This window comes from Gluconobacter sp. P1D12_c, from assembly GCF_018812105.1.
Lineage (GTDB): Bacteria > Pseudomonadota > Alphaproteobacteria > Acetobacterales > Acetobacteraceae > Gluconobacter > Gluconobacter oxydans_A.
Map to the genome: position 1 here is coordinate 293,052 of NZ_JACSIQ010000004.1, position 24,044 is coordinate 317,095.

The 24,044-nt window shown below is 53.4% G+C and carries 16 protein-coding genes; 9 read left to right on the plus strand and 7 right to left on the minus strand.

Translation table 11 applies throughout. From position 1 onward, the window contains the following. The first annotated feature begins 13 nt into the window (after positions 1-13). Both KP705_RS06800 and KP705_RS06805 read left to right on the plus strand, forming a co-directional pair. The gene (locus KP705_RS06800; protein WP_046901326.1) at positions 14-1,039 is read left to right on the plus strand and encodes a hypothetical protein; all 1,026 of its coding nucleotides are present in this window, start codon (positions 14-16) and stop codon (positions 1,037-1,039) included. Positions 1,040-1,763: 724 nt separating this feature from the next. After that, positions 1,764-2,858, plus strand: coding sequence for a polysaccharide biosynthesis/export family protein (locus KP705_RS06805; RefSeq protein WP_308267191.1), 1,095 nt, complete (start codon positions 1,764-1,766; stop codon positions 2,856-2,858). A 463-nt stretch (positions 2,859-3,321) separates the two neighbouring features. Here the strand turns inward: KP705_RS06805 and KP705_RS06810 are convergent, their stop codons facing one another. The 3 genes from KP705_RS06810 to KP705_RS06820 all read right to left on the minus strand — a co-directional run bounded on the left by KP705_RS06810 (position 3,322) and on the right by KP705_RS06820 (position 6,853). Then, complete coding sequence (locus KP705_RS06810) at positions 3,322-4,635, minus strand: DEAD/DEAH box helicase (RefSeq protein WP_046901324.1); 1,314 nt, start codon at positions 4,633-4,635, stop codon at positions 3,322-3,324. 425 nt (positions 4,636-5,060) lie between these two features. Beyond that, positions 5,061-5,660: a methionine biosynthesis protein MetW gene (metW, locus tag KP705_RS06815; RefSeq protein WP_064273068.1), complete on the minus strand. Its 600-nt coding sequence runs from the start codon at positions 5,658-5,660 to the stop codon at positions 5,061-5,063. Then, positions 5,660-6,853, minus strand: a complete 1,194-nt coding sequence (locus tag KP705_RS06820) for a homoserine O-acetyltransferase (RefSeq protein ID WP_215764211.1) — start codon at positions 6,851-6,853, stop codon at positions 5,660-5,662. Before KP705_RS06820 ends, metW begins: the two co-directional genes overlap by 1 nt. Positions 6,854-7,004: 151 nt before the next feature. Between KP705_RS06820 and KP705_RS06825 the strand changes: the two genes are divergently transcribed. From KP705_RS06825 to KP705_RS06835, 3 genes are all read left to right on the plus strand, one after another. Further along, on the plus strand, positions 7,005-10,748 hold the full coding sequence (locus KP705_RS06825; protein ID WP_215764212.1) for a glycoside hydrolase family 99-like domain-containing protein: 3,744 nt from the start codon (positions 7,005-7,007) through the stop codon (positions 10,746-10,748). Positions 10,749-11,004: 256 nt separating this feature from the next. Then, positions 11,005-11,469 carry a hypothetical protein gene (locus KP705_RS06830; RefSeq protein WP_215764213.1) on the plus strand — a complete coding sequence of 155 codons (465 nt, stop codon included), beginning with the start codon at positions 11,005-11,007 and terminating at the stop codon, positions 11,467-11,469. Positions 11,470-11,648: 179 nt separating this feature from the next. Further along, positions 11,649-12,929, plus strand: coding sequence for a DEAD/DEAH box helicase (locus tag KP705_RS06835; protein ID WP_215764214.1), 1,281 nt, complete (start codon positions 11,649-11,651; stop codon positions 12,927-12,929). Positions 12,930-13,038: 109 nt separating this feature from the next. On the opposite strand, the gene KP705_RS06840 is transcribed toward KP705_RS06835, so the two are convergent. Genes KP705_RS06840 through ggt form a run of 3 tightly spaced genes read right to left on the minus strand, consistent with a single transcriptional unit; the run spans position 13,039 to position 16,920 of the window. Further along, positions 13,039-13,773: a copper homeostasis protein CutC gene (locus tag KP705_RS06840; RefSeq protein ID WP_046901318.1), complete on the minus strand. Its 735-nt coding sequence runs from the start codon at positions 13,771-13,773 to the stop codon at positions 13,039-13,041. A gap of 44 nt (positions 13,774-13,817) precedes the next feature. Continuing rightward, the gene (locus KP705_RS06845; protein WP_200898350.1) at positions 13,818-15,125 is read right to left on the minus strand and encodes a lipase family protein; all 1,308 of its coding nucleotides are present in this window, start codon (positions 15,123-15,125) and stop codon (positions 13,818-13,820) included. 28 nt (positions 15,126-15,153) lie between these two features. Next, positions 15,154-16,920: a gamma-glutamyltransferase gene (ggt, locus tag KP705_RS06850; protein ID WP_235271795.1), complete on the minus strand. Its 1,767-nt coding sequence runs from the start codon at positions 16,918-16,920 to the stop codon at positions 15,154-15,156. Between the two features lie 123 nt (positions 16,921-17,043). On the opposite strand from ggt, the gene KP705_RS06855 reads away from it, so the two are divergent. The 3 genes from KP705_RS06855 (at position 17,044) to KP705_RS06865 (ending at position 21,820) form a co-directional block, all read left to right on the plus strand. Then, positions 17,044-17,937: a LysR family transcriptional regulator gene (locus tag KP705_RS06855; protein WP_232309047.1), complete on the plus strand. Its 894-nt coding sequence runs from the start codon at positions 17,044-17,046 to the stop codon at positions 17,935-17,937. Further along, positions 17,937-19,208, plus strand: a complete 1,272-nt coding sequence (locus KP705_RS06860) for an MFS transporter (RefSeq protein ID WP_046901316.1) — start codon at positions 17,937-17,939, stop codon at positions 19,206-19,208. The genes KP705_RS06855 and KP705_RS06860 overlap by 1 nt, the downstream gene beginning before the upstream one ends. 137 nt (positions 19,209-19,345) lie before the next feature. Next, positions 19,346-21,820 (plus strand): TonB-dependent receptor, encoded by a 2,475-nt coding sequence (locus KP705_RS06865; protein ID WP_215764215.1) that lies wholly within the window; start codon positions 19,346-19,348, stop codon positions 21,818-21,820. Positions 21,821-21,896: 76 nt separating this feature from the next. Here the strand turns inward: KP705_RS06865 and KP705_RS06870 are convergent, their stop codons facing one another. Beyond that, on the minus strand, positions 21,897-23,099 hold the full coding sequence (locus KP705_RS06870) for an MFS transporter (RefSeq protein ID WP_064273061.1): 1,203 nt from the start codon (positions 23,097-23,099) through the stop codon (positions 21,897-21,899). Between the two features lie 362 nt (positions 23,100-23,461). Here KP705_RS06870 and sodC point away from each other — a divergent pair, with 362 nt between their 5' ends. Beyond that, complete coding sequence (sodC, locus tag KP705_RS06875) at positions 23,462-23,992, plus strand: superoxide dismutase[Cu-Zn] (protein ID WP_215764216.1); 531 nt, start codon at positions 23,462-23,464, stop codon at positions 23,990-23,992. The last annotated feature ends 52 nt before the right edge of the window (positions 23,993-24,044 follow it).

Genomic DNA, 24,044 nt, shown 5'->3' on the forward strand with positions numbered 1-24,044 from the left:
GACGGATGACATCATGAAGAGAAAGCTCACATTAATTATTGCAATCACGACATCCCTTGGCGCCTCAGGTGGCGCGTTCGGGCAGCCTGTGGTCATCACCGAACACGGAAAGTCAGAAAATTTTCGAGGAGTAGCCTCCGATAAAACGGAAATAGAAAAAGCTTTCGCCACGACATCCGCCCCGGATGTTTATTTTCCACCTTCATCCGAAGGATACCACCTCTCCAAGGCGCTCCCCAGCAATACGCTTGGCACCTATCATTTGAATGGTAATATTTTCTCTGGTCCAGGTATTGGTACTCCGGAAAACGGGCACGGAACATTCAACGCAACTTATACAAATCCGTGGAATGTTACTTCTAATCTCAAATATGTATTTGATCCCGCGGCACTTCCGCAAAAAGACCACGTTACGACACAGGCTGTTTCTTTAGAGTGCCGCCCCAATCGCCCTAACCCTCACAATTCCAATCCAGACCGAAACTGGGTTGCCTGCATCTACCGAGGCATGGATTCCGGGACGGGCGGTGGCAAAAACACGTCCATCAGTTCAGAAATTGACAACGATGTTCTGAATCTCAGCACCAATTCTGCAACAGACATGGAAGTTGATGTCAATTTTAATGGCAAAGTAATGGATGGGAAATGGTCCCGCGGACTATTCCTAACTGGTGGAGGCGCGCCCGGGAACCAGACAAATTCGGTCGCACTGGACATCATGCATGTCGCTTACGACCATTCGTGGCTTCCCTGGACGACAGGAATCTCAATCCGCAATGCAACAAACATGATTCAACTTTATAAGACACAGCCCACCGAAGCTGGCTTTTTCCTGGAAACGTTTGACCAGCAACACACTGAAACGTCTCACCTCGACAAGAACGGCTACCTGGATATTCAAGGTTTGCGCCTCATTGCCACTTCGTCTCCTAAACCGGCAACAGAATGCAAAAAGGGGCAAGTAACATGGGATGACGACAATCTTTATCTTTGCACTTCAAAAGGAAAGTACAAAAAAGTTGCGCTACAAGCATTGTAATTAAATATCAAGTTCCTGTCTCTGGCCCGTCAGAACCAAAGCCAAACAAAACTTAATTCAATTATACCCGCCTTAAAATCGTACCGTTACAAAGGACAGTTTGCCGGAAGCTCGTATTCTATCTACTAATACAGCTCTCCGGCCTTCCCATAATGATAGCAAGAATCGCCGACGGCTGTTCGGTTCCCATGCTGCGTGACTGCCGTGAAGTTCAGCGCCTAGTCGCCGTGTGCACTTAGGTAAACCTGTCGCTCTTCAAGATCAAAGAAACCACACCGTTTCATATTGCCATTCATCCCCTCAGAACAGAAGAAATGAAATCATAGGGCGTAGCTCAAAACCAATAGGTTTACCCTGAAATTATGAGCTATATCGCAACGGAGATGACCACATATAGGACCAGCGCGATCATTCTTTGACCGTATTTCAGGTAGATGTAGTGTCGTTTCCTGTCAGTTAAGAACGATCGGGCACTACGAAAAATCGAAAGCGAGATCTCTTTCTTAGTAGGGGCCTATAGCCAACGACTGGCATCCTTCTATAACAGCATGGCCGCCACGTGAGCACACCCTCTCTTTCTCCCATTCGAAGGCTTCTCTACTCTATGCGTGTCGATTGTTTTCCCAGTAGCAACCGCTCACCCCTCAGAATGGCACTACTACTCGGCGCCCTGTCGCTTAGCGGCTGCAGCGCACTCCCGGGGAATGCACCCACCGAGAGTGTTGTGCTGAAAGCGGCTACCGACAAAAACAAGAACCCTCTGGGTTTCCTTGTTACGCAAGTCACACCTGAAGTCACGAAGGTGCTCGCAACCGAACAGCCTCCGCTGATCTCATCCCTTTATGCTGATAGTTCACGTCTGATACCTAATGACCGTATCGGCGTAGGGGACGTGCTCAACATTACGGTCTTCGAACTCGGAAGCGGCCTGTTTTCGGGCGCGGCCCCAAGCGTCAGTTCCAATACTGATCTCTCAGCTGCATCTGGCGCCACGGGAAGTGTAACTCACCAGACCCTTCCGCCCACTGAAGTGGAAGCTGACGGAACACTAACCATCCCTTACGTGGGACGTCTGCATGTCGTCGGGATGACTCCTCAAAATCTTGCAGAGAAAATTCGTACGGCACTAACGGGGAAATCTCAGAACGCAGAGGTGATGGTCCATATCGGTACCGACATTTCCAATACCGTCATCATCTCTGGGGCTGTTCATCATCCAGGACGGGTTCTACTGAGCACAGCACAGGAACGCCTCTCGGACGTTGTCGCCATTGCTGGAGGCGCAAACTATCCTCCCGAAGATACATTCGTTCAACTCGTTCGCGGCAATAAGTCTGGGGGGACGGATCTAGGAACGCTAGAGACCTATCCCAAGGAAGATATTCCAGCGAGGCCTGGCGATCGCATTCATGTTGTCTATCAGCCCCGTAGCTATACGGTGTTTGGCGCAGCTTCCAAGAATGCCATGCAAGTTGATTTTAATTCTCCTACTGTAAATCTCGCAGAAGCAATCGCACGCGTTGGGGGGCCAAATGACAGCTTGGCGGATCCTAACGCTGTTTTCCTTTTCCGTTTCGAAGATACTGTAGCTGCTAAAGCTCTACATTTGCAGACGCCTGAAACGCTCCAGGGTATTCCCGTAATCTACAAGCTAGATATGATGAACCCTTCAAGCTACTTCCTCGCCCAGCGAATACCCATCAAGAGCAAGGACGTGATCCTGATCGCGAACGCCAAGACTGACCGTTTCTACAAGTTTAATCAGCTGATCAGCACCCTCATAAGTCCAGCGATCACGGCAGCTTGGATTGCACGCTAACAGTCTGTTTTTTGAATTTAATGGATTGATGTGAAAAATCCCCCTAACTGCAATTATTTAAAGTAAATTATTAATGTTTGCGCTTTTAAATGAAAGCGCAAACATTAATAATTCATACGGAATATTTAATTTATTTCATTATTTTTAAGTATCCATCAATTTAATCTCTCCCAACTTTGGGATTCGAGAATTAATTAGTTTAAAATATTTTGGTTTTTGTTGTTAATGATAACATGTAAATTTATTACATGTTATCACGAAAAAATATATTAATTATGCAGAATAGATATGGCGAACATGACTTGAAAGTCAAATAAAATACTTAGTAATAGTATTATATTTTTATTTGAAAAAAATTTTCAACCAAACCGATACAAAAATCTCCGCCCGATTGCTCGGGCGGAGACGTAAAAAAACTCTCTGAGGATTGCACGCAATCACTTCATACTTACCTGCCAGCAGATCAACGACGCCCCGTCGGACGGCCACCACCGCCGCCACGGCGAGCGGCGTCGCCACTACGTCCACCAGCAGGAGGGCCGGAACGACGGCGACCGCCACCATTTCCACCACCTCGCTGACCGCCGCCGCCACGACCACCACCAAGTACTGGTGGACGCATTGTAGAGTTTTGAGCAGCGTCAGAGTGGTAGGGATGATCAGTTACGACAGGAATAGCCTTGTCGATCTTTTTCTCAATATCCCGAAGCCATGCGCGTTGCTCTGCATCACAGAGCGATACTGCCCAGCCATCACGGCCTGCACGCGCGGTACGACCGATACGATGAACGTAAGATTCAGGGACGTTTGGCAGATCGTAATTGAAGACGTGAGAAACATCATCAACGTCAATGCCACGGGCGGCAATATCCGTTGCGACCAGAACCTTGATCGTCCCGTTGCGGAAGCCAGCCATGGCACGTTCACGCGCCCCCTGGGACTTGTTCCCGTGCAGTGCTTCGGACGTAATGCCGTTCTTGTTCAGGAATTCCGCAACCTTGTTCGCTTCATGCTTCATCAGCGTGAACACGACTGCACGTACGACATTTGAGCTCTCAACGAGCATCAGTGTCGCATCCTTTTTCTTATCCGTCTCCACGAACATTACGGCCTGACGGATGCGATCAACCGTGCTTGATTCAGGCGTTACCTGAACAGTAGCAGGGTCCTTCAGCAGGGAATGCGCAAGATCGCTGATGGACTGCGGCATTGTTGCCGAGAACAGAACCGTCTGACGGCGCGCAGGCAAGAGAGCCATGATGCGGCGGATATCACGAACGAAGCCCATGTCGAGCATACGATCGGCTTCGTCCAACACCAGAACCTCCAGGGCAGAAAGGTCGATGTGACCCTGCCCAACCAGATCCAGCAGACGGCCCGGCGCAGCCACAAGAACATCCACGCCACGCCGCGTTGCCTCGACCTGGCGTCCCTGCCCCACCCCACCGAACACGACTGCATGAGTCAGCTTCATATGGCGGGCGTATGCAGCAAAACTCTCGTCGATCTGGGAAGCCAGCTCACGCGTCGGCGCCAGAACCAGCACCCGGACACTCTTGGGAGCTGCCGGGCGGCGATGCCGCAGCAGGTAGTCCAGAATTGGCAGCGCGAACGCAGCTGTTTTGCCCGTGCCGGTCTGGGCCAGACCAAGAAGATCACGGCCTTCCAGAAGGTAAGGAATAGAGCCCGCCTGAATAGGCGTTGGCGTGGTATAACCTTCTTCAGCAAGTGCCTTCTGAAGTGGCTCGGCGAGTTTGAGCTCTGCGAAACTGGTCATGGACCCCTCCTGAGGGATAACAAGGCCTGGCTCGCACAGCTAGTTCGCACCTTGGAATGCACGAATAAAATGCCTGCTTTGAGCCTAGAAAGTTGATGAAAGACGAACCTTCAAACTGAGACGCAGACACACAACTGGACATGAGCGCGAGCCTGAAAGGCTCCGCACATTGCCCACTTCACTTTTCCCACCAAAGTCAGAGAAGCAAAGCACCTTGTGCTCAATCGACCAGCATGACGAAGAGACCGTCAGCATCCCCCTGCTTTCACACAAGGATATCTGCAAACGGATGTAGGGCAGCTTCCCTTGACCTGCAAGGGAGTTGAGAGGTCCAATTTCTAAAAAATCATTATTATTTAACGCGTTTTGCAAAATCGCGAACTTCCTGCGCATCAATGATGCACAGAGAGAAAAGAACTGCCCCTCTACCCACGCCGCAGCAGAAAAAGCGCCTGTTCACCGAAAAGGTTTGCGAAGCGGATTGAGCGGCGCCACGGAGCCTTCAATCCGTCCTCGTCAATGGCGAGCCACTGCTGCACAATGTAACCCTCCTCCTCACATAACGCGAGAAAATCCCGAATGGTGCATGGATGGATGTTGGGCGTGGAATACCAAGGTGTACTCCATACTGATGTCATCGGCATGCGACCGGTGGTCAGGAGCTGTAAACGTAGTCTCCAATGACCAAAATTCGGAAAGGAGATGATCGCATGGCGCCCTATCCGCAACATTTGCCGTAACACTTCCCGGGGACGCTCAACAGCCTGAAGTGTTCTTTGCAGAACAACATAGTCAAACGAGTCATCGGGATAATAAGACAGATCGTGATCTGCATCTCCGTGCATAACCGGCAGGCCATGGGCAACGGACTGCGTCACGCTCTGCATGTCGATTTCAATGCCACGGGCGTCGCAGTTTCGCGTCCGGTACAGATAATCGATGAGCGTACCGTCGCCACTGCCGACGTCCAGAACGCGAGCCCGGGTTGGAATCATCTCCGCAATCAGACGCTGATCCAGCCGCATCAGACCCCCTCCACTTTCGTCAGACCTGCGTGCTCAGCTGCACCATTCAGGAAACCCCGAACCGTTCGGTCCAGATCAGGCTCGTCCAGCAGGAACGCGTCATGCCCACGATCGCTCTCAATTTCCACAAAAGAGACGTTTGCGCCGGCTTTGTTCAAAGCCCGCACCAGAAGACGGGACTGAGACGTGGGGAAAAGCCAGTCTGAACTAAAGGATACAACGCAAAAACGCGTCTCGCACTTGCGAAACGGTGCCGAAAGATCGCCATCATGCTCGGCAGCCAGATCAAAATAATCCATCGCCCGCGTTACCGTCAGATACGAATTTGCATCAAACCGGCGCACGAATGTTGAGCCCTGATGCCGCAGATAACTCTCAACTTCGAACATCTCACCAAACAGAGAAGGACTGCTGGCTGCCGGCACAGCCGTTGGAGCTTCACTTCGAACTTTACGTCCAAACTTCCGGCTCAGAGCCTCTTCGGACAGATAAGTAATGTGGGCCATCATCCGGGCGACCCCCAGGCCACGCGCCGGAATGGCGTCGAAGTCTCTGTAATGGCCATCATGCCAGTCAGGATCTGCAAAAATAGCCTGACGGCTGACTTCGTTGAATGCAATATTCTGGGCTGAGTGGAACGGCGACGTTGCAATCGGCAAAGCCGCAAAAACGCGCTCTGGATAATCGGCAATCCACGTCAGCGCCTGCATCCCTCCCATAGAGCCGCCCACGACAGCGAAAAGACGCTGGATACCCAGATGGTCCAACAGGCATGCCTGAGAGGCGACGATGTCGTGCATGGTGATGGGAGGAAATTCACTATCCCAAGGCCGCCCGGTCTCTACCCGAATGGACTTCGGACCGGTAGATCCCATGCACCCGCCCAATACATTGGGGCAGATGACAAAAAATCTGTCCGTATCGATTGGGAGGCCAGGCCCAACCATGCGGTTCCACCAGCCTGGTTTGCCAGTCAGCGGATTAGGCTCCGCTAAATACTGATCTCCGGTCAGAGCATGACAGACCAGTATGGCGTTGCCGCGATCAGGCGCGAGGGTGCCATAAGTGCAGTAAGCAACTTCGAGCGGCGCAAGATGAACGCCACATTCCAGATCCATCCCCTCTTCCAGGTACATGGTCTGATGCGTGTAAACGGGACTATCTTCCTCAAAGGAAGACACACTGCGGTCCATCAGTCTTCCACCTCCGATGCCGACGGGAGGGCGTCGATGCCCTTCGGGGCCGACGGTATGACATTCTCCGCACCCTACGGCAAATCACCCTTCCTATTGACGATAAATTAACGCACTTGAAATTCATTAAGAAACAGTAAAAAACCGTTTCATGCTTCACGCCCTCTCGGATTCATCCAGCCCAGCCGTTTCTGCAGCCTCGGATGCCTTCGCACCAAGTGCGCTCCAAATTCTTGGGTATTCGGGAGTATTTGACGCAACATATTATCTGAAGAGCAATCCGGACCTTCACAACCTCGGAACAGCAGCTCTCCGGCATTATCACCAGCATGGCTGGAGAGAGGGTCGTAAACCCAATCCGTTTTTTGATCCTCACTGGTATGTCGCCCAAAATCGGGATGTTCTGGGAGACCCACTTTTACATTACGTCACAAAAGGTGAGAAAGAAGGCCGCCGACCAATCGGTTGGTTTGATCCTGGCTGGTACACCCAGACCTACGCCATCCCTCAAGGGATGCTGGCGCTCGCTCATTATCTGCTCAACCGCCATACACAGAAACTGAAGCCTATTGCTGAGTTTGATCCAGCTTTCTATTTGAAAACCTACCCCGATGTAGCCGCCGCCGGTCTCGACCCGCTGGAACATTACATGATCCAGGGCTTTCGTGAGGCCAGGCAGCCGTTCGAAGGCTTTGATCCGGTTTATTACCGCAAGAATTATCTACGGCATGCCCCGGACAGTAATCCGCTTCTCCACTATCTGGAAAACAAGAACCGTTCGGGAGTTCATTCATCATGCCCGGCGAATGAAGTCACAGTCTTTCGGGAAGTTCGGCGGCGTAGCGCGCCAGGCCCTTCATTTGAGGATTTCAACCCACTCCCTCAAAGCGCAATCAGACGCGCCCGTGTCCTTGCGTATTACTTGCCCCAATATCATGCCACAGCAGAAAATGATGAATGGTGGGGAAAGGGTTTTACGGAGTGGACCAACACGTCGCGTGCGCTCCCTCGCTTTGCAGACCATTATCAACCCCGCATTCCACGTGACCTGGGCCATTACACTCTGAATTCTCCAGACCTTCTCGACCGTCAGGCCAGAATGGCCAAGGCCGCCGGAATTGAAGGTTTTGTCTTCTATTTTTACTGGTTCAATCAAAAGCGTCTGCTTGATGGGCCGCTGGAAATGCTTCTGGCCAACCCTCAGATTGATCTTCCATTCTGCCTGATGTGGGCCAACGAGAACTGGAGCCGCCGCTGGGACGGGTCAGAAGATGATATTCTGATTGCCCAGCACTACAGAGACGCGGATGACATCGCTCTCGTAGATTGCTTCGCCAGACATATGCACGATCCCCGATATATCAGGATTGGGGATCGCCCCCTCCTCATGGTGTATCGCCCTGGAACCATTCCCAATGCACGGCAGGTCTTTGCGCGCTGGCGTGAACTCTTTCGGGAGAGGCACAGCATTAACCCTATCTTTATTATGGGGCAGGCCTTTGGAGATGAAGACCCTCATTCCTTTGGTGTTGAAGGAGCCATTGAGTTCCCTCCGCACAAAGTTGTTTCCGACTGCCGCCTCATCAATGAAAACGTTCAAATTCTTGACGAAGACTTCAGAGGGCAGATCTACGATTACGCCGATATTGTAGAAAATGCGCTCCGACAGCCAAGTCCGTCTTTTCCCCTTATCCGCACAGCGGCACCTTCATGGGATAATGACGCACGACGTCAGGGCAACGGCCTCGTCATGCACGGCTCAACTCCGGAACTTTATGAAAAATGGCTCAATGGCCTCGTCAATTCAGCGCAGAAACACCGCTTCTTCGGGGAATCTATTGTCTGCGTTAACGCGTGGAACGAATGGGCAGAAGGTGCCTATCTGGAGCCTGACGTTCACTTCGGCAGCGCCTATCTGAATGCAACAGCCAGAGCCTGCACGGGCTTTAAAAGCTCCTCAAATAAGGTGCGCCTGCTGCTGATTGGCCACGATGCCTTCCCGGCTGGAGCCCAAAAACTCCTTCTGGAGACAGGCCGTACATTCCGGCGATCTTTCGGTGTTGATATCCGCTTCGTGCTCCTCGAAGGCGGCGCAATGATGGAAGACTACAGGGCTGTTGCTCCTGTTGAAATCCTGTCTCCCACCTCCAGTGACGTGATGGCGCGCCTCAATACGTTGCGGGCAGAAGGTTTTGAATGTGCGATATTGAACAGCGCGGCATCATCAGCCATTGCGCCTGCACTGCATAACAATGCAATCACCTATACATTCCTCATTCATGAGCTCCCTCACCTCCTGCAAAGCCGAGATCTACAGAAAGCCATGCGGGACGCATGCGAGGCAGCACAATCAATTGTCGTCCCCGCACACTCCTGTGCAGCGCGCCTGGGATTAGAGAAACATCCTCACATAGCGATTCTGCCTCAAGGCCTGTATGATCAGACAACCTTCAATGGGTCCTCCCGGGAAGCGCTCAGATCGCAGTTGGGCCTTAACGCTCAGGATCTGCTGGTCATTGGCGTTGGCTACGCGGATATGCGGAAAGGCTTTGACCTGTTTCTCCAGCTCTGGCGGAAACTCGCCGGGCAAGCACACTGTGTATGGGTCGGGGCGATTGATCCGGTTCTTCAGGATGGTTTGAGAACCGAAATCGATCATGCCCGAGCAAGCGGCACCTTCCATATGCCAGGTCGTGTGCATAACGTTGCGGACTGGCTGTCTGCTTCGGACGTCTTTACTTTGACCTCCCGCGAAGACCCCTATCCTTCCGTCGTCCTTGAGGCTCTGGCATCAGGCCTGCCATGCACATCTTTTGCCGATAATGGCGGCATTCCAGAGTTACTTAAAAGCCTTCAAAACAATCCGACGACTTTCAATATGGTCGTTCCGTTCGCAGATGTGAGAGCCATGAGTTTGGCGGCGCTGGAGCTTGCCGAGTGGTCAAAAGCTCGCGGTCAAAACACCCGACAGGCTGCCGCACGCAAACTTGGAAAATCGTTTCTTTTCCGCCCCTATGCCCAGCAAATCCTGCGCTTGGCCGCACCAAAAATTCCGTCAATTTCCGTCGTGGTACCGTCGTATAATTATGCGCGTTATTTAGAAGCCCGGCTCGTCTCTATTTTCACGCAGACATTCCCAGTCCTGGAAATTATCGTCCTTGATGATGCATCCGAGGATAACAGTATCGAAGTCGCCATGGGCGCTGCCGCCGAATGGGGGCGTGACGTTCGTATTATTAAAGGAAGACGTTCTTCTGGGTCCGTCTTTGCTCAATGGCAGAAAGCACTCAAACAGGCACAGGGCGAATGGGTCTGGATTGCGGAAGCAGATGACCTTTGCGATCCTCATTTTCTGGAAAAGCTTGTTCACGCTGTGCACCAGTGTCCGAATGCGGTCATGGCGTTCTGCGATAGCCGCTCAATAGACGAGACCGGCGCGCCTCTCTCCGCCTCCTATCAGCCATACTGCGTAGAGGCGGCTGGAAATCTTCTTGAGCATGATGGCCAGTTCAGCGGGCGGGATTTTCTTCAAACATGCCTGTCTGAGCGCAATCTGGTTCTTAATGTCAGCGGCGCAATTTTCCAACGAACGGCCATGCAAGCGGCGCTCAGAACGTGCAAAAAAGATTTGAAAACCTTGAAAGTGGCTGGTGACTGGAGAGTCTATCTTGAATTGCTCGATAGTCACGACGTTGGCGTTGTCTATGTCAGCGATGCCATGAACATCCATAGACGACATCAATCATCTTCGACGCATACATTGAATCAGGCTACTCATCTCGAAGAAATAAACTTTATGCATGAGCTTTTTGTAAAGCGATTACCTTTTTCGCAAGAACAGCTCGAGAAGCAATCGCTTTATCGCCACAAAATTCGTCAGCAATTTGGTTTATAATTTATTTTTAATTACCAAAGCATAAACTATTATTATTTTTATAAATTACGAATCACAAACATATCGAGTGCCCGAGCCCAAATGACTGGTGCATGAGCCTTGGAAAATGAGCGCGCACACCGGCACTGCTGACCGCCAGAAATATCCACCGAAGGGATACAACCACAAACTAACGGAGATCGATCCCAATGCCTGAGGAAGAAACGCGCCTCGGATGGCGTTGCCTGCTTGACGGTCAGGCATTTCATGGCCCCCTATGGCGCATCTTACTGGGAAATTAGCCATGGCACAGTTATCAATCGGCGATCATGTTTCAGACCTTAAAGGCGCCCATGATGGCAAGCTTGTGGATATTGAAGGTTCCACTGGCTATGTGATGCAAAGCAATGGTGTGGAAGTTGAATTCCCCCTGTCTCAACTGAAGCCTTACGAACCTCCAAAAATTGCTGAAATTCGAACCTTATCTGGCCCTCTTCGGGATAAAGTTTTAAGTCCTGCCCAAAGGACACTACTGGCTTCCGTGCCTGCCTCTCTCATTAATGCGATCGCTAAGAGCTACGATGCGGGCAGCGATGGCGAAGGCTCGCGTCCGCCTTTTGCCACTCTGCCAGAGTCCAAAAGACTGGAAGCCATCCGCATTTATCTCCCCACGCTTCCCCAGCGACTTCTGGCCTCTCATATGAATCTGGTGGTTGCGATGCGTGATGTCGCCAAATCATAAATTATGATCATGGATGAATGCAGTCGTAAGGATGACTGGAAATTCGATGCTTCCACGGAGATAAAAGAGCCGCTGTAGCGCGTTGACCCAGGCCGGCATCACCCGTAGAACTCCGCGTTCTGAAACAGCGAAGCCCAACCAGGCGCAGCATTATTGAGCGCCGGAGGCGCCGCGTGTCCATGTCCATGACTTTCGCCGATCTTTGCTTGGCGCCCACTCTTCTGAGCGCTCTGGCTGAAGAAGGATATGTCACACCTACCCCCATCCAGACACAGTCAATTCCCATGCTGCTGGAGGGCCGTGACCTATTGGGCATGGCCCAGACAGGTACAGGAAAGACGGCATCTTTCGCTCTTCCACTGTTGCACCGCATCGCGGCTAATCCTCGCACAGCCCCAAAGGGTGGCGCACGCGTCCTCGTGCTCGCACCGACACGCGAGCTTGTCTCCCAGATTGCGGATGGCTTTGAGAGCTTTGGTCGTCATCTGAATCTTCGCGTGACGACGATTTTCGGCGGTGTCAGCCAGTTTCATCAGGTGAATGCACTTGAGAATGGCGTGGACATTATTGTCGCCGCCCCAGGGCGGCTTCTGGATCTTATCGAGCAAGGCTTATGCGACCTATCGCAGCTTGAAGCGCTTGTACTTGATGAGGCCGACCAGATGCTGGATATGGGCTTCGCAAAACCGATTGAGCGTATCGTCGCAACACTACCGAAAGATCGGCATACCGTTCTGTTTTCGGCCACGATGCCGAAATCTATCGCGGCACTGGTTGAGAGCCTTCTCAATGATCCGGTAAAAGTCGAAATTGCTCCTCCATCAACCACAGTGGACCGCATTGAGCAGTCCGTGATGTTTATGGATGCAGCTCACAAAAAAACGGCTCTCTTGGCCCAGCTTGAAACACAGGATGTCGGTCAGGCCGTCGTTTTCACACTTCAAAAGAATATTGCCAATGAGGTCTGTGCTTTCCTGACCGAGGCCGGGATCACCGCAGAAGCCTTGCACGGCAACAGGTCCCAGGGTCAGCGGGAACGCGCACTCAGCGCATTCCGTGATGGAACCGTACAAGTCCTCGTTGCCACGGATATTGCCGCCCGCGGCATCGACGTTGACACCGTCACACATGTTTTCAACCACGATCTTCCCAGCCTGCCTGAAAGCTATGTCCATCGCATCGGCCGCACCGGGCGTGCCGGACGCAGTGGTTTCGCCATCACCCTGTGCGATGCCGAACAACGTGCGTGGCTGCACGATGTGGAACGAGAAATCGGTCGTACATTGACGGTTCACACCGACCATCCATGGCACTCAGAAACCGCACGGCACTCCACCATGCGCGCTCCCGTCTTAGGGGGTGGCCCGGTCAAACAAATCAAACCGCAGGTCAAGCGGGAGCGAAAAGTCTGGACTGAAGAAGAAAAGCTTGCCGCACGTGAGGCCGCCAAGAGAGCCTGAAGCTAATTTAGCTTTCGGTTTTTCTTCGACGCTAACGGATTATAGTAATCCGTTAGCGTCATTGTGGTTTTCATAAAAACCGTTGAGTGATGTCTGATGTCACTCTTCTTTAAGCATCTGCCGATGCTGTTTCTTCAGCCAAAATAGCCAGCATCTGGTCGATAATCCGACCACTGGTTCGGGACGCCAGTCGCCCAAACCCCAGGTCCCAGACGCGACAGGCCTGCCCGACAGATGGCCCCCGGCATGAGGCATGAAGACTGGTGACACCCGTGTCGCGCAGAAGATCACGCGCATTTCCTACACGCACACCACTTCCCGCCATGATTTCGATACGCCCAGCGGCGTGATGCACAATATTCTTCAGAACAGAATGTCCCTTGGGGGCGCTAATTGCCTGCCCGGACGTCAGTATTCTCTCAAAACCCAACTCAACCGCCTGATCCACGGCCATGAGCGGGTTAGGCGTGAGGTCAAAGACGCGATGAAGCGTGCGCCCCATTGACCCGGCGGCCTCAGACAGACGCTTCAGGGTCGTGATATCGAGCGTATGATCGTCCAGAGACGCGCCGAGAACCACACCAGCCAGTCCTGCGGCACGGGCGGCATCAATGTCCGCCAGCATCTGATCAATTTCCGCTTCGGCAAACACAAAGCCGCCCTCTCGGGGGCGGATCATGGCGTAAACTGGGACCGTCGATTTTGCAGCAAGGTGCATTAGCCCTGCCGAAGGGGTCAGGCCACCCAGTGCCAGAGCGGAACACAGTTCAATCCGCGAGACGCCGTGCCGCTGGGCTGTCTGCAACCCAACGGCATCTTCAACACAGATTTCAAGCGTCGGCATAAACGTTCCTTTCCCAGACGGGAGAACGCACAGGCCGACAGAACTCAGTTGTTCCAGCGAATTCCCGGCAATGCCTTCTCCACTTCGGAAACGGGCTTGATCGTTGCACAGTTTCCTTTCGGATGATGGCCTTTCAGCAGCGCCAGCGCAAACGGAACAGAATCAGCCGCAGAGCCGTTTACTGCCCCGTTGTGAGTCAGACCGGAATAGGTCTTCCACGTTACGTTCGTGCCTGCGTCACACATGGCCGCCACAGCGTTGTACTGCTGGGCCACACCAGCTTCATTATCGGCGAGGCCTGTACCCACGAAAACCGGCATCGTCATATGCGCATCCGGGATGGTGAATGCGTCCTGAAAGTCAGCTTCAAGCCTGGATGTATCACCTGCGTACGCATTGTCTTCGGTGATGTCATGCGCCTCCGTGTACCGGAACAGATCGCCAAGGCAGGTCTGACGGGCCTGATGAGACAGATCCTTGCCCTTATCCGTCATGTTCGCACGGACATCCACCTCAGGATGCAGGCTCTTCCGCGACCCCTCAATCGTCAGGATACCAAAAGCCGCAGCCATGTGCGGTGGTTCGACATTCAGGCGTGGAAGCGGCTCATGTTTGGGATGATCCGGCAGCTTGAATTGCGTTACGACGCCTGTTGCAACAGTTCCAAGGACATGTAGATCCGGTGCATATTGCGGTGAAAGCCAGGCCGTACCCAACGCAGCGCCACCGCCCTGCGACTGACCAACAAGAATGATACGGTTCTGAAGCGTGCCCTTATACTGAGCCAGAGCAGCGCGCAGCCCGTTCAGAACACTGTAGCCTTCCGGCCGGTACATCAAATACGGATGCGGCCCCGGTGTTCCCAGTCCTTGATAATCACTGGCCACAACGGCAAAGCCCGCCTTCAGCCAATGATCCAGATAGGCACGATCCCGGGAGAGATATCCCCGCCAGGATGGGGCGCAGATGTCTGCGATCCCTGTTGTGCCGTGTTCCCATGCCACAACAGGCCAGCCACCTTTAGGGGGCGTACCCTTGGGAAAGATGATCTGACCGGAAACCGTGACGGGATCAGGAGCATTCACCCCACTGATGGACGTGTAAAGCGTCCGCACGGCCTGCCCTGCATTCTCCGGCAACGGACGATCGGTAATAGGCTGCGTGCGGATCATCTGACCCACCGTTGCCGGCACCTGAGCGGGCGGTGAGTAAAAATCGCTGACCCCACCATCACCCAGAGCACGATCCACCTCTGCCACAGCTGCAGGCTTTGCAGTCTGGGCAGGTTCGGCACAGGCCGCGAGAGACAGGAGTGTGGCAGCGCTGAGGGCAGCGCGGAAAGAAAGCTTCATTATGGTCTCCAGCAGATCGAGGCAGATATTACTGACCGACGGCCACGCCGTCACGGTGCGGGTCACCCCATCCCGTAAGGCCGTCCGGATGAATGGTGATGCCCTGCACGGCGGCATTCATGACGTCAATTTTCGGGTGATGCCCCATGGCACTCAAAGCGGAAGCAAGCCCGGCGGCAGATGTGCCCTGCTCCAGTTCCTCGGCATGGTTCTGGGCGCCAATCCGAGGCTGCTCAATAGCCGTGCGGATATTTTGTCCCCACGCCAGATAGCCCACCAGCGTCTGCACGACGGAGTCAATAATCCGCGCACCACCGCCCGCACCAACGATGACTTCAGGTTGCCCGTTCTGCCCAAAGACGATGGTTGGAGACATGGTGGTGATAGGACGCTTCCCCGGTGCTGCAATATTGGCCGCAGGCTGCCCATTCACGAAAGGATGCGACGCAAAATTCGTGATGGCATTGTTCAGGACGACGCCATCCACAATAATATCCGATCCGAAATTCAGATTGATCGTGGTTGTGAAAGACAGCGCATTGCCAGATGCATCACGGATGGACAGATGCGTTGTTGCAGGCACAGTCATCGGGTCGGACGATGGCAAAAGCGCCAGCTTCCCGGCAAGTTGCCCTGCCACCACGCGGCTAGCCGCTTCACCCGTTGAAACAAGCTTTGCCCGGCGATCGAGATACGCTGGATCAAGCATGGCTGCCGTATCCACGCGCGTGTAATCCGGATCCGCAGCATATTTCCGGCGATCGGCCTCGGCCAAACGGGAGGCTTCAAGCAGCAGATGGGCAGCTTCCACACTGCCCGGCTTGTACTGACCAATGTTCAGACGATCCAGAATAGCAAGCTGTTGCAGAACGGACAGTCCGCCCGCAACCGGGGGAGCTGCGGAGCAAATGCGACGGTTAAAGGCTGTAACACACAGAGGGGCCCGCTCACGCACCTTGTAGTTTTTTAAATCCGCAGGAGACAGCGCGCCGGGATACGCACCGCTCGTAACCGCAGCGGACAGCTTTTTCGCAAAAGCGCCCGTATAGAAGTATTCTGCCCCATCGTGCGCTACATGTTCAAGCGTGCCTGCCAGGTCGGCATTGTGCAGGATCGTACCTTTAGGCAGAGGCTGACCGCTGGCATCAAAATATGCCGAAAACTGTGGTTCCTTCGCGAGCTCCGGACGTTCGGTCAGGACAAGATGCAGATATCCGGCAAGCGGAAAGCCGTCTCTGGCAGCTGAAATTGCGGGCTGGAAAAGGTCGCTCCAAGGCAGCTTGCCATAGCGCTCATGCAGAAGTGCCAGCGTTCGCAAGGTTCCGGGAACACCAACCACACGGCCCGTCCGCTGCAATGTTACTTCCGGAATCCGAACACCATTGCGGTCATGCATGTAGTCCCGATGCATGCCGGCCGGGGCACTGGCCAGACCGTCAAAGAAGCTTAGATGATCAGCCGCCTTATCCCAGTAGAGGATGGTGGAACCACCACCCAGACCGGAAGCCTGGGGCTCCACCACGGCAAGAACCATCTGGGCCGCAATGGCAGCATCGACTGCACTTCCACCCTTCTGCAGAACATCAGAAGCAGCACGGGATGCCATGGGATTGGCTGTGGCAGCCATAAAATCATGGGCCACTGTGGGCTGGGAGACAGGCTGAACAGGTTGAAGCTGCTGTGCACAGGCGCTCAGTCCGAGGGCCGTTGCTCCAAGCAGGCCGACAAGAACCGGGGTTCTGGCAGAAAGCTTTCTTTGGGAGAGAGCCGCACTTCTGATACGCATGGAAAACATCAACCTTCAGTTCCTGATCGGGAGCATCTACGTCAAACCGTTACGGTCTTCGATCTCTTCGATAAATGCTGTTATGGTGCGATAATTACTAACCTGCGGTTTGCAATGAACGTTTTTCAGGCCATGACGACCTTTATCGCGGTCGTTGAAACAGGAAGCATGACGTCTGCCGCAGAGCGATGCGGCATCTCACCCACAATGGTGGGCAATTACGTGCGCCTGCTGGAGGAGCGACTGGGCACCAGCCTGCTGAGACGTACAACGCGTCGACAGAGCCTGACTGCATTTGGGGCCGTCTATTTCGCCAAATGCCAGAAAATTCTCAGCATGCTCGACGAAACGGAGCGCATGGCGGAAGCCGCCCAGAGTCTGCCGTCTGGCACCCTGAGGATTACCGCTCCGGTCACGTATGGCACACAAAGCATCACGCCCTGCATCGCGGATTACCTGAACGAGCATCCCTCCGTGGATATCGATCTTGTCCTGACGGAACGCAGCGTTGATCTGACGCATGAGAAGTTCGATATCGCCATCAGGCTGGGCGTACCGGAGCCTTCCTCCCTGATCTGTCGTAGGCTCTCCAACTACACCATGACGCTTTGCGCCTCTCCAGCGTATCTTTCGCGTCGTGAAGAGCTTTTAACGCCTCAGCAACTGGCGACACATGACGCTCTGGCCTTTTCCTACACGCCCGCATCACCTTGGCACTGGGCTCGACGGGAATGGCATTTTGAAGGACCGCAAGGTCATGTCTCGGTAGAAATGCACCGCAAGGGTCTTTTCAATAACACGCAGGCCATGCGTCGCGCCGCACTATCGGGCATGGGGATTGCCATGCTGCCCTCAGACCTGGTGCGCGAAGATATCCGGGACGGAAAACTCCAGGCCCTTCTTCCGGATTATACGCTTCCGTCTCGGCCTATTTATCTTCTGTATCACAAGGAGCGCTACACCGCTCCGACACTGCGTTCGTTTATTCAGTTCATGATTCAGAAACTCGGGGGCATCCAGGGTTGATGGCGAAGACGGGTACCCTGTTCCAAAAAAAGCCAGATCAGGCTGTTATTGCTTCGATCATTGGCAATATCATCGAGTACTACGACTTCGTCATCTACGCGTATTTTTCCGCTTCAATTGGCCGAACCTTTTTTCCGTCGGGTCTTCCGCTGTCGCAACTTGGCCTCTCTCTTGCAACGTTCGGCCTGACGCTTCTTGCCCGCCCGCTCGGAGCCATCGTGCTCGGCAATTATGCAGATCGGCGGGGGCGCGTCCCCACCATGATGATCTGCATTCTTCTCATGGCGGCAGGCAGTCTGCTCCTCACCGTAACGCCATCTTACGCCAGCATTGGCATTGCGGCGCCTGTGCTGATTGTCGTGGCTCGGCTTATTCACGGCTTCTCGCTTGGTGGCGAATTTGGCAGCGCAACATCTTTTCTGATCGAGCATGCGCCTCACCATGAAGCGCGTGCTGCAAGCTGGCAGGCTATCGGGCAAATTACGGCCTCTCTTTGCGCTGCCACTGTCGTCCTTGCTCTGAACCTGTGCCTTCCAACAGCAGCATTCAACGACTATGCCTTTCGTATCGCCACAGGACTGGGTGCAGCAGTGGGCACGGGCGGGTTGATTCTACGCCTCATCCTGAACCGTCAGAACCCGCCAACACGTCACCCCGCCCCTGCTGTTGTGGCACCCTTTTTCCAGTCTGACACGATTTTGCGGACTGCCCTCATCATGGGGTCTGTCGCGCTTGGAAGCGGTATCACCTACCTCGGCCTTTACATGCCGCATTATGCACGCAGCCAGTACAGTCTCTCGAGTATCAGCACGTCCCTTGCGCCACTGCTGACCTATGGCGGCCAACTACTTTTCACGCCCCTGCGCTGGAAGCTGGCAGACCGCTTTGACAGAACACACAGCATCCGTCCCATGCTTCTGTCCTGTGCCTTTTTAATCCTTCTGCCATTGCCTGCATTTCAGTTGATCCGCATTGCTCCGGCTACAGTGCTGCTCATGCCACTAATCTTCAATTTGAGCGGGCTTTTCTATTTTGCAGCCCTCGATGGCTTCATCGGACAGATCTTCCCCAGCGAACGGCGAGGACGTGGCCTCACCATGGGATATTCATTCGGCGTGGTGCTGTTCGGAGGCCTAGCCCCCATGACCAATGCCGCGCTGATTGCCTGGAGCGGAATGAACCATGCTCCGGCACTTTATATGATCCTGACGGCCATTATTTCTTTCATGAGCGTGCTTTTGGCCAAGCCTTTGCTGACACGCCGCTCCTGACACAGACATCCCTTCAGACAAAAATTGAAACTATCAATTTTTTCTTTGGAATGTTCTTATAATTCTCTCCTTTATCTTCGTTTACCAAATTCATAACGCTATCGAAGCGTTAGTCTCCTGCAGAATGAGTTCCAGAAATGTCTTCCTGTACTTTCTCTCCCAGTCGCTCCAGCCGTTCCGGAATGTCCGTTCCGCTTGACGCTCTTTTCGGGCCGGGAAAGAAAGCTCTTGCGGCAGCTACGTTTCTGAGCGGTCTTTCCGTTACTGTTCCAACGGCCTATGCCGCAACGTCTGCGACAACAGAGCCTACGAAGCACCGTGCGCACGCAGCACGCACAGAAGTCGAAGCCGGCAAAGAGTCCATCAGCGTCACAGGAACACATCATCAGCCTGGCGGTGGCATGATGCGCGCCGAAACAGCATCCCGCGCTGTACAGACCGTGACGCAGAACTATATCGAGATGCAGAGCCCGACGAGCAGCCCGCTCGATCTGATTGCTAATCTGCCGAGCGTGAACATCACGACGCCGGACCCGAGCGGCAATGAAGGCGGATCCATGCAGAGCCGCGGCCTGTATGACAACGATATCGGCATCATGCTGAATGGCATGCCGATTGCAAATGGCGGCACGTCATCGGCCTCAAACTTCGTCCAGAACTACATCGACAGCAACAACATCTCTGCCGAGAGCATGAGCCCAGGCTCCATCTCCGTGGAAGATCCGGTAACTTCAGCGGGCGCAGGCGCCCTGAGCATCACCACGCGCGCACCCTCCAAGAAATTTGGCGGCCTGGTGTCCGGCAGCTACGGGTCTTTTAACCGCACACGAGGCTTCATCCGTGTGGACTCCGGTGAAATCGGGCATACCGGAATCACAAGCTATGCGTCGTTTTCCAACACCCACTCCGATGCATGGCGCGGGTCGGGCGACAGCGATCGCAAGCATATGGATTTCCGTGCCCAGAAGCTGATTGGCAACCGAAGCTCCATTGATCTGTTCGCCGGATATAACCACTCACACTACTACCTGAACCGTTATCCGACACTGGCCAACTTCCAGAACGACAAGCATGGACGTCCGGTCTCCACGCCTCTGAGCTACAATGCCCAGTTCAGCGCCACGTCTCCGAGCAGCTATTATGGCGTGCACGGTACGGACAAGGACCAGTTCTACATCTCCATGCCGATGAAGTTTGCGCTGAACAACACCTTCACGCTGAACATCTCGCCATACTACGAACGCTCCGACATTACGTTGAACAGTGCATCCCGTTTGCAGGAAGGCTATACTTATGCTGGATCAGCGCTTCAGCGGGTTGACCTGAACGGCGACGGCAAGATCAGCACAGCGACGCGTGCCGCAGTGTCCACAAACTCCATGTCCGTGACCCAGCAGGGCGGCGTTGTTGCTGCACTGGGTTGGCACTCCGAGAATAACGACGGTCAAATCGGTTATTGGCACGAGGAATATCGTTATTCCCTGAAGACGCCTATGTCCAAGATGAACCAGACAACGGGTGCGCAGCCGTCGGACACAGACAAGTCGTCCTACTACCGTACAACCAGCGGCAGCATTTACAATTCCGTTGACTACCTAGGGTCTTACAGCCTGAACTCGGGCTTCCTGGAAGACACGGTTCACCTTCTGAACCGCAAGATGAACATCACAGCCGGCATCAAGGTGACATCCATGACGCTGGAAGGTCAAGACTACCTGCCCAGCACAGCCAGCCACACCAATCACACCTATGTTTCACCGACGCCACGCTTCTCCTGGTCATACAACTTCGCTCCTCATCATCAGCTTTACATCAATGCTGAAGGCGATTTCCGTGCACCCTCCCCGATCAACATGATCTCGCGCTATAGCACCAGCACGGGCAGAATGACGACATCTGGTGCGGGGGCGAAGCCGCAGTACTCGATCAAGGAAGAACTGGGTTATCGTTACAGCGACGATCTGTTCCTGGCTGATATTAGCTTCTTCAACATGAATGTCTCCAACCGTCTGCTGTCCGTTAACATGTTCAGCAATGACGTTCAGGTCAGCCAGACCATCAACGCAGGTGGCGAAACAATCCGCGGCGTGGATGTCATGCTGTCCACCCGCCCACTGTTCCATCGTTTCAGCCCGTATTTCGCATTCGAATACCTGCACACAACGATGGACAACAACCTGCAGACCACTGCAGACGATGGCTCCGTTGACTATCTGCGAACCAAGGGCAAGACGGCCGTCATGTCTCCGAAGTTCTCAGGCAGCGTTGGCCTGACCTATAATGAAGGCCCGTTCTTCATGAATGCCAGCGTGCACTACACGTCCAAGCAGGCATCGTCCTTCATGAACGATCAGTACATGCCGTCCTACTTCTCGGACTCCCTGACGCTTGGCTATCATCTGCCAAAGTTCTTCATTGCACAGTCCCCGACCTTCAAGCTGAACTTCACCAACCTGACCAGCCAGTACAAACTCGGCGGAGTCTATTACTTCTCGAATAATGCCCGGGCGACAACGGGTGTCTATGGTCACAAGATCGGCGCCGACACGGCACCGACCTATTATATCATGCCGCCATTCGCGATGATGGGCACACTGTCCACATCATTCTGATCAGCTTTGAGTACTACCGAGACTGGATAAATGAAAAAAAGGCCCCCGGATGTCTATCCGGGGGCCTTTCTAAGTGTCAGGAAGCAGCTTCTTCATCTGAAGAATTCAGTATTCTTGGAAAAGCCTCTGGATTGAAAATCGCCAGAAGGATAGCGGCTAGCGTAATAGCAATGGCAATTGGCGTTAGAACGCCGAACCCACTCCAGGTTAGCACCTGACCACCAAGTGCTGATCCGAGCAAAATTCCGAGATTGCTCCCGCCGTTAATCGCTGCTCCCGCCACATCCGGGCGTGTCGCTCTCGCACGAATTGCGCCAGACATCACAAATGGAATCAGTGCTGAATAGCCGGTACACCAAAGCGCAACAGATGCAACAGACCCCCAGCCAGACAAAATATGACCATACATGAGGCCCATTCCAATAAGCATGGCCATTCCGCCTGCCAGCATGCCCGCAGCTGGCCAACGATCAACAATCTGACCTGCGCCCCATAGCCCCAGAATACTCACAGCACCTGTCAACAAAAGAGCGATACTCAAAGCACTTTTGGGCAGACCATGCGCCAGAAGAAGTGGCGTAACATAAGTATAGAGCATGTTGTGAGCTACGAAAAAGATCGCATCAATGGCCACAACTATGAGGAAAATCTTCATAGCCTTGCGTGATCCCACCGATGGCAGGTTCGTGCTGGCATCTCCAGACGTTACGACTGGCGGCAGGAAAACAGCAATGCAAACCGTCAACAGGACGGCAATACCAGTCATCACAAGCATGGCAATACGCCAGCTTGCGAAATGGCCAATGGCCGCTGCCCCAGGCACACCTAAAATGGAGCCGAGAGAGGTCCCACCGTATACAAAGGAAATAGCTCTTCCCGTCATCTTGGGCGGGACAAGCCGGGCAGCATAGGCAGAGACAATTGACATCAGCAGGGCGTGGGCGATTCCACCGATAGCGCGCCCAGCACATAAAACGAGAAATGTCGGAGCAACCGCTGCAATAAAATTGGAAAGAACATATCCTCCCAATGAAAGGAGCATGAGTTTCTTACGGTCAACCTTTGCAGTCAGGATGGTCAGAGGCACTGCCCCCAAAGCAACCATAAGAGCAAAAGCACTTACAGCTAGTCCTGCTTGCCCTTCTGTGATGCTAAAACCCTGCGCCATATCGATCAGTAGACCGACAGGTGCCACTTCACTTGTCAGTGCCGTAAACGTGCACGCGAATAGTGCACACAAACCAATAATGGTCTGCTTGGGAAGAGTTTTGAAAAGCATAATTTCCCTGAATACAGTGCAGCATTAATCGCGTTGGACAGACGCGCCTTCTGCCATGCTTTCTTCCAAAACAAAACGAAAGAAATGAAGTTCACTTAAGGTTCTTTTTTCTCTCGTTACCAACATTATGTTACATAATAAAAGTACTTATCGGCTGTAGCCGAGCAGCCTCACATCAGAAATTTTGCAACTCATGACAATGTGAACGTCGCATTGCGGGATAATGGTTAGCGTTCTCTCGGATATGTCGGGACGCATAAAATGCTTTTATTGCTATTGCGTCGCAGTTGCGACAAAATCCACTGCCAACCAATCATTTCATAAAATGGTTCTAACGATCTACAGACCGGAGAAAGACTTCAATGACCTTAGCACGCTTAAAGCGTCTCTCATTTGTAGTGGGATCAATGGCTCTTACGCCTTCCCTGGCATTCTCGGCAGAGACAGCTACCGCATCCCTCACAGGAACTGACGGAAAAACGGTTGGCACTGCACAGATTATTGAGGCTCCAAAAGGTGTTGTGCTCCACATTGAAGTCAGTGGACTGACACCTGGCTGGCATGGCATGCACTTTCATGAAAAAGGAAATTGCAGCGCACCTGCATTTACCAGCGCAGGCTCGCATGTGCACACCACAAAACCAGTTACGCATGGGCTGCTCAACGCCGGAGAGAATGACTTTGGGGATCTTCCCAACATTTTTGCGGGCAGCGACGGAACGGCCAAAGCTGAAGTTTACTCAACTTTTGTATCTTTAAAGGGTAACGACGGCCGTCCGGCCCTGTTGGATGCTGACGGATCATCTCTTGTTATTCATGCTTTGCCTGATGATTATCAGAGTCAACCGATTGGTGGTTCGGGGTCTCGCGTGATTTGTGGTGTGGTTCGGTAGAGCGCAACAAAAAACCCCGCCAAGTCAGCGACTTAGCGGGGTTTTTAGGGTG